Consider the following 13,080-nt stretch of genomic DNA (forward strand, 5'->3'; position numbering starts at 1 on the left):
GTCAGTCGAGCGAGATATCCACGCGTTCGCCGCTCCGTGCCGATTCGTAGGCCGCCTCGGTCAGTGCGGTCACGGCGTACGCGTCGCGGGCGGTAGCGGGCGGCGTCTTCCCGCTCTCAATACAGTCGATGAACACGGCGGCCTTGTCGCCGCTTCGGTGCTGGTCGATGTACGGAGCGACCGTCGTCCCGTCGGACCGGACCTCGGTCAACTGTCGCGGCTCCCACTGCCGTCCTTCGAGATAGATGGCCCCCTCGTCGTCCCAGATGTGGATGTGTTCGCGGACGCTGGGAGCGTCGCTGAACACCGAAATGCTCGCCGACGCGTCGTTTTCGAATTCGACCGTGAGTTGTGCACGCTCGTCCACCCGATTTTCCTCGTCGGCGAACTTCATATCCGCCTGTACCGACGTCGGCGTCAGGCCCGTCGTCCACAGCACCGCATCGACGAGGTGGCTCCCCGTGTCGTAGAGGTTCCCGCCGCCGGAGAGGTCGGGGTCGGTCCGCCACGCCTCCTCGAACCGGGAAATCCAGTTCTGCGTGATTTCCGCGGTGATGAATCGCGGCGTCAGGTCCGAGTCGGTCCATCGCTCCCGTGCCCGAACGAACGCCTCGTTCAGATGGCGCTGATAGCCGACCATCAGCACTTGGTCGTCGAGTCGCTCGTTGCGTTCCACGAGTTCCCGCGCCTCCTCGGTGTCGATGGTGAGCGGCTTGTCACAGAGTACGTGAAGGCCGTGGTCCAGCGCCGTCGTTATCTGCTCGTAGTGGAAGGCGTGTGGCGTTCCGATGAGTACCGCGTCCAGTTCCTCCGCGTCCAGCATCTCCTCGTACGCTTCGTATCGGGAGCCTTGGCCGATATAAAGCGTGTTTCCGGCTTCCTCGCGCGCCGCCTCGCTCACGTCCGCGAGGGCGACGACCGTCGAACGCGGGTCTTCCTCGAACGACCGACCGACGGTCGTTCCGATGAAACCGCCGCCGATGACGCCGATACGATACTTTTCGGGGGTTGGGGATTGTCCTGCCATAAATTATTCTCTCGTGAAGTAATTCCTACGAACGGTCGATACGCACGCCCCCGTCTTATCTCTCGTGGCGGCTTCCGCCAAACTTGGTTCCGTCGGGTTCACCGTTTCCGTCCCTCTCAAACCGGGACCGGTCCGCTCGTTCCCGGTCCCGGCGGGTACCACCCGTCGGACATCTCGAAGATGGCCACGTCCTCGTTCTGGAACACGAGATGATACTGCGGCGACGAGAGCATCGTCGACATCATCTCCGGCGGTTGGTGGTGGCGCATTCCGCGAATCGTGTACGCGCCTTTCGGGACGTAGACGTACTGCGGATGGACGTCCATCCGCATCAGCTCCGCCGTCAGACAGTTGTCACTATGGCACCGCGACAGCTCTCGGAACTGATGGAGTTGATAGCCATACTTCTGGTCTCCCTTCCACTCGACTCCCCACGGCCCGATGGAAATCGTCCTGTCCGTCTGCTGTGGGAACCACTCGGCGGCGTCACCGAGGACCAAAAACTGTGCGGAGGGGTCCGTGTGGTCGTTCGCCCACGTCATCGCCTCGACGTCGTTGCCGTCGACGAACTGGGGAAGCGATGGGCTTCCGGCGTGGGCGTTCATACCCCCCATCGCGTACAGCATCCCTCCGCTGAGCCCGATGGTCGCTAACAGAACGACGGAGAACGTGACGATTTCGTTCCGGTCGGCGGACGAGGAAGTCTCGCGAATCCATCGAAAGATCCCGTCGAAGACGAACCGTGCGCTGATGAGTGCGCCGATGAGAAACACGAAACGCGCCTCGTCCATCGTCGCCGTGATGACGACCAACCACGCGGGGAGGAAGTATTCGCGCCGTCGTATCAGCCAGAGACACCCGACCGCCGGAAGCAGATGCCACGCCGAGAGGAACGGCGGTTCGTTGATCTGTTTCCGCAGCAACTGCTTCAACGCCGGAATGGCACCGCCGAGGCCGCCGTGGGTGCCCGCCGCTCCGCTGAATACCGACGACCCGTGCATCGACATCACCGACAGCCACCACGGGGCCGTGAGAACGACGCCGCCGAGGCCGACTATCAATCCGTAGGTGAGTCCGCGAACCGACCGGTCGAACCGGACGTAGAGGACGAGGAAACTGATAACGAAGAATATCGTGTACATCGGGTGGGTCAGCACCGTGAGCGTGAACGCGATGAGGGACGGGACGAGGAACCGCCGGTCGTGGTCCCGAAAGAGGTGGAGTCCCGCGTAAATCCCGGTCAGCGAAAAGAGCATCGCGGGAGCGCGGACGATGCCGCCCGCGGAGATGTGCCACTGGAGAATCGGCGGACTGACCGCGACGATGAGTGTGGCGAGCGACGCCTGTGGCCGCGAGCCGAACAGGTCCCGTGCGAGGAAATACAACGGAACGAGATAGGCGATGGAGACGAGTCCGGGAAGAAATCGGGCGATGGTGAACGCACCGAGACGCGTCGTATCGAGGACGAGCGCCAAGATGTAGAACATGAACGGCGGATACGCGAAGGGAACGCCGTCGGGCGTGTAACCGGGAATCGTCTTCGGGAGGACGTATCCGTTCTTCTGTATCTCCTCGGCGATGTGGAAGTACAACCCCGCACCGAAGGACGGGAAGGGATGGCTTCCGACGTAGAGATAGAGGACGCACGCTCCGGCGAAGAGCGCGGGGACGAGCCATGGCAGTTCGTAACTCAAGCCTCTCGATTCCTGTGCCGTCTTCGAATCCGTCTGATGACTAGCCATGGTTGTGTGTGGGGAGCGGCCGCTCCGAGATTGGCAGCGGCAGCGTTCTCGTTCGGACGAAACTATCGCAGGATTCACTCTTTGTTATCCAGTGGCTATCCCCGAGCTAGCAACGAATACTGACTACGAGCGAACGGTAGGTACGAATTCCAGCAGTAGTAACACGGGGTTGTGAGAGCGTCGATTTCGAGACAGCGCGGCGAAAACCGTTCGCTCCGTCGTCCCTCGTTTTGGAACGGACGAAACAGTTCCGTGAACAGTTTCGCCGCCCGAGTCGTCCACCGCGGTCACTCGTAGCGGAGCGCGTCGATGGGGTCCGTGTGGGACGCGTCCCACGCCGGATAGATTCCGGCGAGAATACCGACGAGGACGCCGACCACGACGGCGATACCGAACCATTCGGCTCGGAACGCGACCGGAAGCCCGATGAGTTCGGCCGCGATGTAGCCCCCGCCGAAGCCGACGACCGCGCCCAGCGCGGACCCGAACAGGCCGAGCAACACCGCCTCGAAGAGGAACAACTGGAGGACGTCGGTACTCTGTGCGCCGACGGCTTTCATGATGCCGATTTCACGGGTGCGCTCGGTCACGCTCACCAGCATGATGTTGGCGATGCCGATGGCCCCGACGATGAGCGAGATGAGCGCGATGCCGGAGATGTACGCCGTGAACGTGTCGCTGACCCGCTTGACCTGATTGACGAGTTCCTCCTGAGTCGTCACCTTGAATTTGTAGTTCTCCGATTTCAACTGGTTCGCGTCCGACCGTTCGCCGAGATACGTGTAGACGCGCCCCTGTACCGCGTCCACTTGGGCGGGGTCGCGCGCGAGGACGAGTATTCGCCCGTACACGCGCTGGTTCCGGTTGGTGGACGGACTGTGTACCGTTCGCTGATAGAAGGGGTCCGTCGGCGCGAACACCCGCGGCGTCGGTCCGCTACTGATGCCTAACGAGGTTTCGTCGGACGGTTCGACGATGCCCGTCACCGTCGCGTTTATCTCCTCGCCGTTGACGGCACGCGTAACGGTGATGTTGTCCCCCACGGAGACGTTGCCGCCGCCGAACATCCGCGCCGCCGGCCTGTTCAGGACGACTTCGCGTTTCCCGCTCTGGAACGACCCGCCCTCGACGAACCGTTGATTTTTCACGTCGAAGTACGGCGGCGACGTCACGACTATCCACTGTCGACCCACCGTCGAATTGTTGTACGCCACCGTCGAGGCGGCGATGCCGCTCTCCGGGACGGCGGTCTCGACGCCCCTGAGCGACCGAATGCCGTCGAGGTCGTGTTCGGTGAAAATCGTCTGTCCGCCGCTGCTCCCGAAGTTCGGAACCCCGCTCTGGCTCGGCGACTGTGCCGAGACGTACATGGTCGCCGCGTTTCCGCCGGCGACCGTGTTGACGATATCCGCCTGCAAACTCGCACCGAGCGTGACGAACGTGATGACCGCCGCCACGCCGATGATGACGCCGAGCGTCGTCAGCGTCGACCTGAGTTTGTGTTCGCGGATGTTTCGCCAACTGATTCGAACGCTTTCGAGAACGTTCATCCGCACGTGTCAGTCTGCGTGTCGGTTCGCGTGTCGTTCATGTTCTCGTCTACCCGAAAGCGTCTACGGTTTCATCCGACAAAAGTCTATGACGCGAAACGTCGTCTTAATCGCCTGAAATGCCAAATTATACCGGATTCGACCGTTTCGAAAGTGTTCGGTTTTCCGTGCGAATCGTTTCGTTAGTTCTCCCCCATTCGAACCGTCAACACCGGAACGTCAGACAGGCGGACCACCTTCTCCGTGACGCTTCCGAGGAGATAACGGTCCAGTCCGCGGCGACCGTGGGTTCCCATGACGACGCAGTCGATGTCGTGTTCGTCCACGTAGTCGAGGATGAGCCTGTACGGCGTCCCGTGCTGAACGGACGTTTCCACCTCGATACCCGCTTCGGTCGCCGCGCGCTCGACTCTCGTGACCGCGTTCGTACACTCCCTTTCGAGTTCGTCGGAGAGGATGTCGGACCGAACGTCCGGCGGCATCGTGGTCCGGTCCACGACCGACAGGACGTGAAGGCGCGCATCGGAAATTTCCGCGAGGGAGAGCGCCTGTTCGACGGCTTTGTCGGTGGACACGCTCCCGTCCGTGGGAAGAAGGATTCGTTCGTACATGCACGTACGACACGTCACCGACCTGCAAAGCTATACTGGTGGGAAGTGTTACTGGAGACGACAGTTCGATTCTCGGAACGTGGTTATCACGGGGTGGGAATCAGCCTTATTCTGAAATCGATACTGCGCGAAGTTTGGAACGAGGGATATCATGCTCGATCCAACGACCGCAAGCCGTCTTCAGTTCGCGCTGACGACCATCGTTCACATCGTGTTTCCGGTGGTGAGTATGGGACTCGCACCCTTCCTCGTCTACTTCACGTGGAAAGAGGTTCGAACGGGCAAGGGGATTTACGAGCAGTTACGCCGATTTTGGATACGGATATTCGCGGTCAGTTTCGTCGTCGGCACCGTCACCGGACTCGTGTTGGAGTTCGAGTTCGGGACGAACTTCGCCTCGTTCGCCGCGACGACCGGGGAGTTGTTCGGCGGGCCGTTGGCCGTCGAGGGGATGATGGCGTTCTTCCTCGAAGCGACCTTTCTCGGGATTTTCGTCTTCGGTCGCGAGCGGGTTTCGGACAGGCTGTATCTCGTCTCGTCCGTCCTGGTCGGGTTGGGGACGTGGCTGTCGGCGGTGTGGATTTTGGTGGCGAACTCGTGGATGCAGACGCCGCGCGGTTTCGAAGTCGCGATGCGAAACGGCACCCCCGTCATCACCCTCGTGGACCCCGTCGCCGCCTACGCTAACCCCCGATTCCCGTGGATGTTCGTCCACATGCAGAACGCCGCCGTCCTCTCCGTCGCCCTGCTCATGGCGGGTATTGCGGCCTACTACATCCGCCGCGGCGGCCCCGAGGACGACGACCGGTTCTGGCGGGCGACGCTCAAAATAGCGCTCGTCGCACTCCTCATCACCGCGCCGTTGCAGGTGGTCCACGGCGACGCATATGCCCGTCACGTTTCGGTGACACAACCGCAGAAGTTCGCCGCGATGGAGGCGGTCTGGGACACAGCGTCGTACGTTCCCGAATACATCGTCGCTTTTCCGACGTCGTTGAACGACGTCCTCAATCCGCGCGCGAAGGACATCTTCGGCATCGGGATTCCGGGCGGCGCGTCGTGGCTGGCCAGCGGCGGCGATGCACAGGCCCGAATCGCCGGACTGAACGAGTTCGAAGGGTCACCACCGGTGGCCGTTGTCTTCTGGTCGTTCCGGTTGATGGTCGCCATGGGCTTCTGGTTCATGCTCCTCGCGTTCTGGGCGGGGTATCGCTGGCGGGAGGGAGAACTGTTCGAGGACGACCTCCTTCACAGGGCGTTCACGTGGTCGTCCCTGCTCGGATTCTTCGCGGTCGAAACCGGGTGGATAGTCACGGAGGTCGGTCGCCAACCGTGGGTCGTCCAAGGCGTGATGAAGACCAGCGCGGGCGTCTCGACGGGGCTTTCGAGCACCGAAGCGACCCTGACGCTCCTCGGCTTCGTCGGCGTGTACGCCACCCTGTTAGTCGTGTACGTCTACGTCATTCGACGAATCGTCCGCGGCGGCGCGCCCGAAGTCGAACGAACGCGCCGGGAAGCGCCGGGAAGCGAGGTGACCGCGAATGATTGACCTCGCAACCCTCTGGTTCGCGCTCGTGTTCGTCCTGCTCGGCACGTTTCTCTTCCTCGACGGGTTCGACTTCGGGGTCGGGATGCTCTTTGCGACCCGTGAAGAAGAGGAGGACCGCGAAACGTTGCTCGCCGCCATCGGGCCGGTTTGGGACGGCAACGAGGTGTGGCTCGTCGTCTTCGGCGGGGCGCTGTTCGCCGTCTTCCCGGCGGCCTACGCGGGACTGTTCAGCCGCCACTACCTCCTCATGTTCGCAATCCTCGGGGCGCTCATCCTCCGCGGTATCGCGCCGGAGTTGTACGAACAGCGCTCCGACGAGCGCTGGCAACGCTGGTGGGGCCGGTCGTTCGTCGTCGGGAGCGCGCTGGCACCGTTCCTGCTCGGCATGTTCGCGGCCAACTGGGTGCTCGGTGCATCGACCACCGTGTCCATCGCCTCGCTCGCGTTCGGGTTGACGCTCGTCGCGCTCACGCTGGTCGAGGGGGGAGCGTTCCTCGGCCTCAAAACGCGCGGACCGCTCCGCGACGAGGTGACGCGCTACGGCCGTCTGGCCGCCCTTGCGTATCTCGTCCTTGTCGTCATCGTCATCGCCTACCTCGCAGCCACCCGTTCGGACTTACACGGTGCGCTGCTGTCGCCGCTCTCTCTCGCCAGCGTCGTCGTCTCCGTCGGGTTGGTTGCGGCCCTCGTCTTCGCGGGCAGGGCCGAGCGCTATCGCGCGGCGTTCGTGGCCGCCGCCGGTCTCCCGTACGCGCTCGTCGCGTTCGTCGGGAACCTCCTGTACCCCGCCATCGACCCCGCCGTCGGGTTGACGGTGCAGGAGGGCGTCGTTTCGGACCTGCCACTCACGATAATGACCGTGGCCGCCGCGTTCATCCTCCCCATCGTAGTGGTGTACTTCGGCGTCGTGTATTCCGTCTTCCGTGGTCCCGCGGACCCCTCGGAGACGTACTAAACACCTTCGGCGGCGTGCATCACCGGACCCTTCGGTCGATGGCGGGTGGCATCGACACGCTTTCCGAGTGGGTGAAATAGGGAACCCGGACGGCCGTACTCTCAGTTGGCCGGTGTCGGGACGCCGTCGGTTCGGAACGTCGTCAGCAGCACGTAGCCGATGGGGAGCATGAGCAATCCGCCGAGGACGAAGGGGAGCCAGTAGGCGACGGCAGCATAAAGCGCCCCCGCCACGATTGGACCGACCGCTCGGGCGATGCTCCCGGCGCTTTGGGTCAGGCCGAACGCGCCGCCCTGCGTGTCCTCCGTTGCGCTCTTCGAGACGAGCGTCGTGAGCGAGACGTTCGCAAAGCCGTTACCCGCCGCGAGCGGTGTGAGGATGAACAGGAGGACGAGCAAGCCACCGGAGAACGGGCCGATGGCCGGTAGATGAGTTCCGAGTGCCGGTGAGAACGGGAGGGAGGCGAGCGTCACGAATTCGAGAACGACGCCGACCAACGCGAGGGTACGCTCGCCGTAACGGTCCGTAAGTTTGCCGACGAGGCCGCCTTGAACGACGGCGATGATGACGCCGACGTAGGCGAGGACGTAGCCGTTCATCTCCGGGCCGAAACCGTACTGCTGCTCGGTGAACAGCACGAACATGCTCTCCATCGAGGAGAACGCCAACGAAAGGAGGAAAAACGAGGCGATGAGGCCCGCGAGCGCCGGATTCGAGAACGCCGACGCGAGACGGGCGATGCGGGACTGCGATTCGTTCGTCGACTCCTTGCCGTCGTCCTCTCTGGTGCGCGTCTCGGGGAGGACGAACGCGGCGACGACGAGGTTCAGGCCGCAAATGGCCGCGGCGGCGAAACTCGGCAGGGAGAACTGGGTGACGGGAACGAACGCGGGAAAGGAGTCCTGTGCAACAGAGAGGACGGCATCGCTCGAAACGACCCCGCCGAGCGCCGGGCCGAACACGAAGCCGAGTCCGAACGCCGCGCCGATGAGGCCCAAACCCTTCGCCCGCTCTTCCGGCGGCGTGATATCGGCGATGTACGCCTGTGCCGTGGCGATGTTGCCGCCCATCGCGCCCGCGAGAATTCGGGCGACGAAGAGGACGACGAGGCTTTCAGCGACGCCGAACAAAGTCCACGCGACGACGCTTCCGAACAGCGAGAGGAGCAGGATGGGGCGGCGGCCCCGCTCGTCCGAGAGACGACCGAGGACGGGCGCGAAGAGGAACTGCATGACCGAATACGACGCGAGCAGGAGGCCGATGACGAACTCGTTGGCTCCGAAGTGTTCCGCGTAGAGCGGGATGATCGGAATCAGTATCCCGAACCCGAGCAAGTCCACGAAAACGATGGCGAACACCGTCGCTAGCGCCCTGTTCGACCCGTCTTCTGCCATCAGAGCCCTCCCGCGACGACCGCGACGGCGTAAAACAGCGTCGTCGCGGACTTTGCGGCCTGTGGGACCCCGCTATCGAGGTTTTTCTTCACTCGACTGCTTCCCACGTGACTCAGTCCGGTGAGGACGAACCAGAGGACGACCATCGTCAGGACGAGGTGGCCGCGAGAACTACCGGGGAGGCTTTCGGTGGTGTAGAGAGTACCAGCCATGAGTCTACCGGTGAGCAGGAGTATCACGGACGCGAGCGAAGTGAAGCGCGAGAACTGCTGAGTCATCCATCGGAGTCCGTCCGCGCCGAGTTTCCCGTTTCGCGCCGCCGGGACCACGAGCGCGGCCATGAACACCGTCCAACCTGTCCACACGCCCGCGAACAGCGTGTGTATAATTCGTATCGTCACGTCGAGAACCGTCATCCGCCGGAGGTTGTTTCAGACCCTTCAAATAGCTTCGGATAGAATCGGACGCTGTATAATCCGGTTCCGATTATGAAACCAGATGTAGACAGAGGGCGGGGGATGCTTTCGCCCGCCGACAGAGCCTATCTCCTCGGCGAGGCCGAGATGGAACACGAACAGTCGAAGCGCAACGCCGAGGCGCGAATCAGGACGCGAATCACGAACACGGTGCTGGATTTCATGGTTCTCGTCCATCACCTCAAAAAGAAGGACAGACGGCAGGTGTTCGACACCGACGACGGGCGGTTCATGGACGGTCTGACGGCGATGCTCTCGTTCGCCTACATCGGCATGCGCGAGAGTGGGACCGATTTCGGACACGCGCTCGAACCCGCGGTTCGGAAGGCCGAGGAGGTCCACGCCGCCGACACGCTCGGCCAAGCGGTGTCCGTGGACGTACGGTTCGACGTGGAAACGGAAGTCGAAACCGCCGTGGACGACGTGGCGGCGGCCATCGACGCCGGAAAACCCGTCACGCCTGCGGAGTTGTTCTCCGTCATGGTCGGGAGTGACGCGTTGGAGGAGGTGAGCGAAGTCACGCTCCAACTGAGCGATGGAACTGACGGCGACGGACTGTTGAAAGAGGACGAGTTCGTCGCGCACGTCGCGGAGTATCTCGATGCCGACTTACGCTGGCTTCCGTACAATCGGGTGAAAGTCGTCGTCGAAGCGTGATTGTTTCGGGGGAATCGAAGAACAGAGACGGTCTGAATGGGTCGAAACGGGCGGTTGCGGTGCCGACGGACGTCGATCAGACTGGCTGTTCTGGCTGGTCGGGCCGTTCCACTCGGTCGTATTTGTCCTCGAACTCCTGAATCAACTGCCCCATCTTCGCGTACCACTCGTTCAGCATGCGCTGCATGTCGTGTGACACCTCGTTGGGGTCGGTGGGTTTGTAGACGTGATAGTAGCCACCCTGTTCGTAGTTGACCTGTTCTTTCTGGATGAAGCCCGACTGAAGCAGTCGCTGGATGGACCGGTAGGCAGTCGAGCGTTCCCGGTCGATGCGTTCCGCGATGTCGTCGATGGTCAGAGGGGTGTCGCTCTCGATTACGACTCGATAACACCGCTTGTCGAGTTCCTTGAGTCCGTGAATACACTCCAGCAGTCCCTCACACTCCATGTCCTGCTGCAGGTACTCGGCCATCGAGTTCGCCATTATCGAGTCGAGAATAGGGAGTTGGCACGTATAAGGATTTTGCATAGTTCGTACAAAACTACTGTGACGGGTGGACGAGGGCGGATTTCCACGTCAGTCGGACGTTTCGTCCGCATCGCCGACTATCTCGCCCGTCGTCTATCGATATCTCTCCGGCATCGATACCTCTCCCGGGTCACTCGACCGTCGCCACCGAGGAGGACTCGCGTTCTCGGAGGTTGACCAGCGCGCTGTAGACGACTGCCGCGGCGACGAACAGTGCAGACCCGAAGATGAGCACCAGACTGACCGTGTCGAGGAGGTGGATGCCGAACGCGTCCCCCACACGGTTGCTTGCGACGGCGACGCTGCCCGCGAGAAGCATGGCCGCGAAGTACTCCTTGATGTCGTCCTCGTCGGTCAGGTTCGTCGCCGCCGCGCCGATGCGCGCTCCGAGCGCGCTGCCGGCCAAGAGCGGCGCGACGACGGCGAGTTCGACGGCCCCGTTCTGCGCGTAGGAGAACGCGCCGAAACCGCCCGAGATGGTTATCTGAAGCACGTCGGTTCCGACCGCGACGACGGCGGGAACGCCGAGGACGTACACCATCGCGGGCATCAGGAGGAAACCGCCGCCGACCCCGAGGAACCCGGACAGGATTCCGACGAACAGCGCGATACCGAGGGTGAGCCATATCGAAATCTCGACGCCCCCGCTGATGGAAACCATCGGCGGAATCTGGAGCGCGTCGAAGCGGTCGGGGAGCGACGACTCGCCGCCACCGCCCCGCGCGTCGCGGAGCGTGAACAGACCGACCGTCGCCAACAGGAGGACGTAGGCGGTTCCGACGACCACGTCGGCGATTCCGGTCGCTTCGAGCCACAACACGACCTGTTCCCCGGCCTTGATACCGGTCGTCATGCCGACGATGAACAACAGCGCGAGTTTGTAATCGACCTGTCCGAGGTCGCGGTGTCGGAGTGCGGCGATGACCGACGTACCGAACACGAACGCGAGTCCGCTTCCGACCGCGACTTTCGCCGAGTATCCGAACACCAACAACGCGGGCGTGACGAGGAAGGACCCGCCCATACCGAAGAATCCGAACAGGATTCCGATTATCAGTCCGAACCCGATGAAGAGGGCGATGAGCAACAACTCCACGACTACTCACCCGTGAGCACGTCGAGCACGTTCGAACCGACCGACTGGACGACGACGCCGTATCCGGCGTAGAGAACGACCGCCTCCCCGAGAACTGCACCGACGGTCGTCACCGCCTGCATGCCGCTCAGCGCTTCTATTCCGACCATGCTCATCGTCCTCGTTTCCGTACCGACACCGGTTGTGTATGGATCATACTTTTCTACTCGGTACAGTCTATCCGCCCACGGACCTTAATAGTTTTGTGGATATTGTACAAGATAACGCGGAGAGAGCGAAACTGAAATCCGTCGTCCGTTCGACTTTCGGAACGACATGGTCGGCTTTAAGGGGGTCACTTTTCACCGCGAGAATCCCCCGTTACAACCACCGTCGTGGTCGAGTTTCCCGACGGTGTTGACATTCAAAAGTTCAGTAGAAATGCAATATTACCGCGTTCGGCGACGTCGTTGCCGCGGTTGGAGCGCAGACGTCGAAGGAAACGCGCGGAGAAGAACGGCCGCGAAGGAGCAGTGGCGTGGACCTCAGTCTGCGTCGGCCGAAACGGTCGGTTGGTTCGCCCCGTATTTCCGCCAGAGACCCTGTGCGTACGCACCGGCGAACATGCCGCCGATGGCGAACAGGATGGGGACGTTCCCGATTCCGAGGCTGGCGTACGCCGCGCCGGGGCAGATGCCGGACAGTCCCCATCCGGCGCCGAAGATAGCACCGCCGACGAGGACGTTCCGGTCGAACGATTTCAGCCTACGGGCGTACGCTTTCCCGGTCAGCGGCGCTCGTCGCGACCATCGAGTCGCGACGGCGAACGTCGTCCCGGTGACGACTGCCGCACCGCCCATGACGAACAGCAGGCCGAAGTCCTCGAACTGCAGGAAGTGGAGGACGACTTCCGGTTGTGCCATGTGGCTGAATCCGAGTCCGAAACCGAACAGCAGGCCACCCGCAACGATGAGGACGTTGAACAGCAGGCCTCCGCGTTTTGGCTTTCCGCTCATGGAGTCACCTGTAGGGCCTGCATCAGTTGTGCGACGCCGATCGCCACCGTCATGAACGTCGCCACGTTGACGATGGAGGTGAACGACGCCGATCCGACGCCACAGACGCCGTGGCCGGACGTACACCCTTTCCCGATTCGTGTGCCGACGCCGACGAGGATTCCGCCGCCGAGAAGTCGCCACCACTGGACGTCGGTCGTCCAGGCTTCGCCGTGAAACGCGAGTTGGTAGACGGCGGCTCCACCGACCATTCCCAGCGTGAACAGCACACGCCAGTCCCGCGAGGCGACGTACTTCGGCTTCTGAAATCGCGGCACGTCGGAGACGTACGACAGTGTGGACTCCAAGAACGTGCTCGCCCCGGCGATGATTCCGGTACCGAGGTAGATGACGGCGACCCCGAGACCGATGAAGACGCCGCCGATGGCGTACCGCTCGATTCCGTTCGGAAACAGGTTCGTAAATGCGAATGCTGGCAATGGATCCATGAGTTCTCTCC

Annotated in this window: 14 protein-coding genes; 3 read left to right on the top strand and 11 right to left on the bottom strand. The window is 62.5% G+C overall.

All coding sequences use genetic code 11. The features are described from left to right. Position 1 precedes the first annotated feature (1 nt). The 4 genes from AC1XDK_RS19220 to AC1XDK_RS19235 form a co-directional block, all read right to left on the bottom strand. Positions 2-1,027 (bottom strand): Gfo/Idh/MocA family protein, encoded by a 1,026-nt coding sequence (locus AC1XDK_RS19220; protein ID WP_483351576.1) that lies wholly within the window; start codon positions 1,025-1,027, stop codon positions 2-4. A gap of 116 nt (positions 1,028-1,143) precedes the next feature. Next, positions 1,144-2,769 (bottom strand): ArnT family glycosyltransferase, encoded by a 1,626-nt coding sequence (locus AC1XDK_RS19225; RefSeq protein ID WP_483351577.1) that lies wholly within the window; start codon positions 2,767-2,769, stop codon positions 1,144-1,146. Positions 2,770-3,056: 287 nt separating this feature from the next. Then, the gene (locus AC1XDK_RS19230; RefSeq protein WP_483351578.1) at positions 3,057-4,319 is read right to left on the bottom strand and encodes an ABC transporter permease; all 1,263 of its coding nucleotides are present in this window, start codon (positions 4,317-4,319) and stop codon (positions 3,057-3,059) included. A 182-nt stretch (positions 4,320-4,501) separates the two neighbouring features. Further along, the gene (locus AC1XDK_RS19235; RefSeq protein ID WP_483351579.1) at positions 4,502-4,930 is read right to left on the bottom strand and encodes a universal stress protein; all 429 of its coding nucleotides are present in this window, start codon (positions 4,928-4,930) and stop codon (positions 4,502-4,504) included. A 151-nt stretch (positions 4,931-5,081) separates the two neighbouring features. Between AC1XDK_RS19235 and AC1XDK_RS19240 the strand changes: the two genes are divergently transcribed. Both AC1XDK_RS19240 and cydB read left to right on the top strand, forming a co-directional pair. Further along, positions 5,082-6,479 (top strand): cytochrome ubiquinol oxidase subunit I, encoded by a 1,398-nt coding sequence (locus AC1XDK_RS19240; RefSeq protein WP_483351580.1) that lies wholly within the window; start codon positions 5,082-5,084, stop codon positions 6,477-6,479. Further along, positions 6,472-7,434, top strand: a complete 963-nt coding sequence (gene cydB / locus AC1XDK_RS19245; protein WP_483351581.1) for a cytochrome d ubiquinol oxidase subunit II — start codon at positions 6,472-6,474, stop codon at positions 7,432-7,434. The genes AC1XDK_RS19240 and cydB overlap by 8 nt, the downstream gene beginning before the upstream one ends. A 101-nt stretch (positions 7,435-7,535) precedes the next feature. On the opposite strand, the gene AC1XDK_RS19250 is transcribed toward cydB, so the two are convergent. Beyond that, a complete protein-coding gene (locus tag AC1XDK_RS19250) occupies positions 7,536-8,828 on the bottom strand; it encodes an MFS transporter (RefSeq protein WP_483351582.1) in 1,293 nt (430 codons plus the stop codon). Beyond that, a complete protein-coding gene (locus tag AC1XDK_RS19255; RefSeq protein ID WP_483351583.1) occupies positions 8,828-9,244 on the bottom strand; it encodes a CopD family protein in 417 nt (138 codons plus the stop codon). Before AC1XDK_RS19255 ends, AC1XDK_RS19250 begins: the two co-directional genes overlap by 1 nt. Before the next feature lie 72 nt (positions 9,245-9,316). Between AC1XDK_RS19255 and AC1XDK_RS19260 the strand changes: the two genes are divergently transcribed. Beyond that, positions 9,317-9,961, top strand: coding sequence for a DUF8102 family protein (locus tag AC1XDK_RS19260; protein ID WP_483351584.1), 645 nt, complete (start codon positions 9,317-9,319; stop codon positions 9,959-9,961). A 76-nt stretch (positions 9,962-10,037) separates the two neighbouring features. Here AC1XDK_RS19260 and AC1XDK_RS19265 read toward each other — a convergent pair whose 3' ends face one another. The 5 genes from AC1XDK_RS19265 to AC1XDK_RS19285 form a co-directional block, all read right to left on the bottom strand. Next, positions 10,038-10,445: a helix-turn-helix domain-containing protein gene (locus AC1XDK_RS19265; RefSeq protein ID WP_483351585.1), complete on the bottom strand. Its 408-nt coding sequence runs from the start codon at positions 10,443-10,445 to the stop codon at positions 10,038-10,040. Positions 10,446-10,620: 175 nt separating this feature from the next. Further along, entirely contained in the window at positions 10,621-11,586 is a 966-nt protein-coding gene (locus AC1XDK_RS19270; protein ID WP_483351586.1) for a sulfite exporter TauE/SafE family protein, read from the bottom strand. Between the two features lie 2 nt (positions 11,587-11,588). Beyond that, a complete protein-coding gene (locus AC1XDK_RS19275) occupies positions 11,589-11,735 on the bottom strand; it encodes a DUF7512 family protein (RefSeq protein ID WP_483351587.1) in 147 nt (48 codons plus the stop codon). A gap of 375 nt (positions 11,736-12,110) precedes the next feature. Further along, positions 12,111-12,581, bottom strand: a complete 471-nt coding sequence (locus AC1XDK_RS19280; protein ID WP_483351588.1) for a DUF6691 family protein — start codon at positions 12,579-12,581, stop codon at positions 12,111-12,113. Beyond that, a complete protein-coding gene (locus AC1XDK_RS19285) occupies positions 12,578-13,069 on the bottom strand; it encodes a YeeE/YedE family protein (protein WP_483351589.1) in 492 nt (163 codons plus the stop codon). Before AC1XDK_RS19285 ends, AC1XDK_RS19280 begins: the two co-directional genes overlap by 4 nt. Positions 13,070-13,080: the final 11 nt, after the last annotated feature.

Source organism: Haladaptatus sp. HS23 (assembly GCF_056892285.1).

Coding starts and splice junctions, on each gene's coding strand:
- AC1XDK_RS19260 (WP_483351584.1), top strand. CDS start 9,317: ATGAAACCAGATGTAGACAGAGGGCGGGGGATGCTTTCGCCCGCCGAC.
- AC1XDK_RS19225 (WP_483351577.1), bottom strand. CDS start 2,769: ATGGCTAGTCATCAGACGGATTCGAAGACGGCACAGGAATCGAGAGGC.
- cydB (WP_483351581.1), top strand. CDS start 6,472: ATGATTGACCTCGCAACCCTCTGGTTCGCGCTCGTGTTCGTCCTGCTC.
- AC1XDK_RS19285 (WP_483351589.1), bottom strand. CDS start 13,069: ATGGATCCATTGCCAGCATTCGCATTTACGAACCTGTTTCCGAACGGA.
- AC1XDK_RS19255 (WP_483351583.1), bottom strand. CDS start 9,244: ATGACGGTTCTCGACGTGACGATACGAATTATACACACGCTGTTCGCG.
- AC1XDK_RS19235 (WP_483351579.1), bottom strand. CDS start 4,930: ATGTACGAACGAATCCTTCTTCCCACGGACGGGAGCGTGTCCACCGAC.
- AC1XDK_RS19280 (WP_483351588.1), bottom strand. CDS start 12,581: ATGAGCGGAAAGCCAAAACGCGGAGGCCTGCTGTTCAACGTCCTCATC.
- AC1XDK_RS19220 (WP_483351576.1), bottom strand. CDS start 1,027: ATGGCAGGACAATCCCCAACCCCCGAAAAGTATCGTATCGGCGTCATC.
- AC1XDK_RS19250 (WP_483351582.1), bottom strand. CDS start 8,828: ATGGCAGAAGACGGGTCGAACAGGGCGCTAGCGACGGTGTTCGCCATC.
- AC1XDK_RS19230 (WP_483351578.1), bottom strand. CDS start 4,319: ATGAACGTTCTCGAAAGCGTTCGAATCAGTTGGCGAAACATCCGCGAA.
- AC1XDK_RS19275 (WP_483351587.1), bottom strand. CDS start 11,735: ATGGTCGGAATAGAAGCGCTGAGCGGCATGCAGGCGGTGACGACCGTC.
- AC1XDK_RS19240 (WP_483351580.1), top strand. CDS start 5,082: ATGCTCGATCCAACGACCGCAAGCCGTCTTCAGTTCGCGCTGACGACC.
- AC1XDK_RS19265 (WP_483351585.1), bottom strand. CDS start 10,445: ATGGCGAACTCGATGGCCGAGTACCTGCAGCAGGACATGGAGTGTGAG.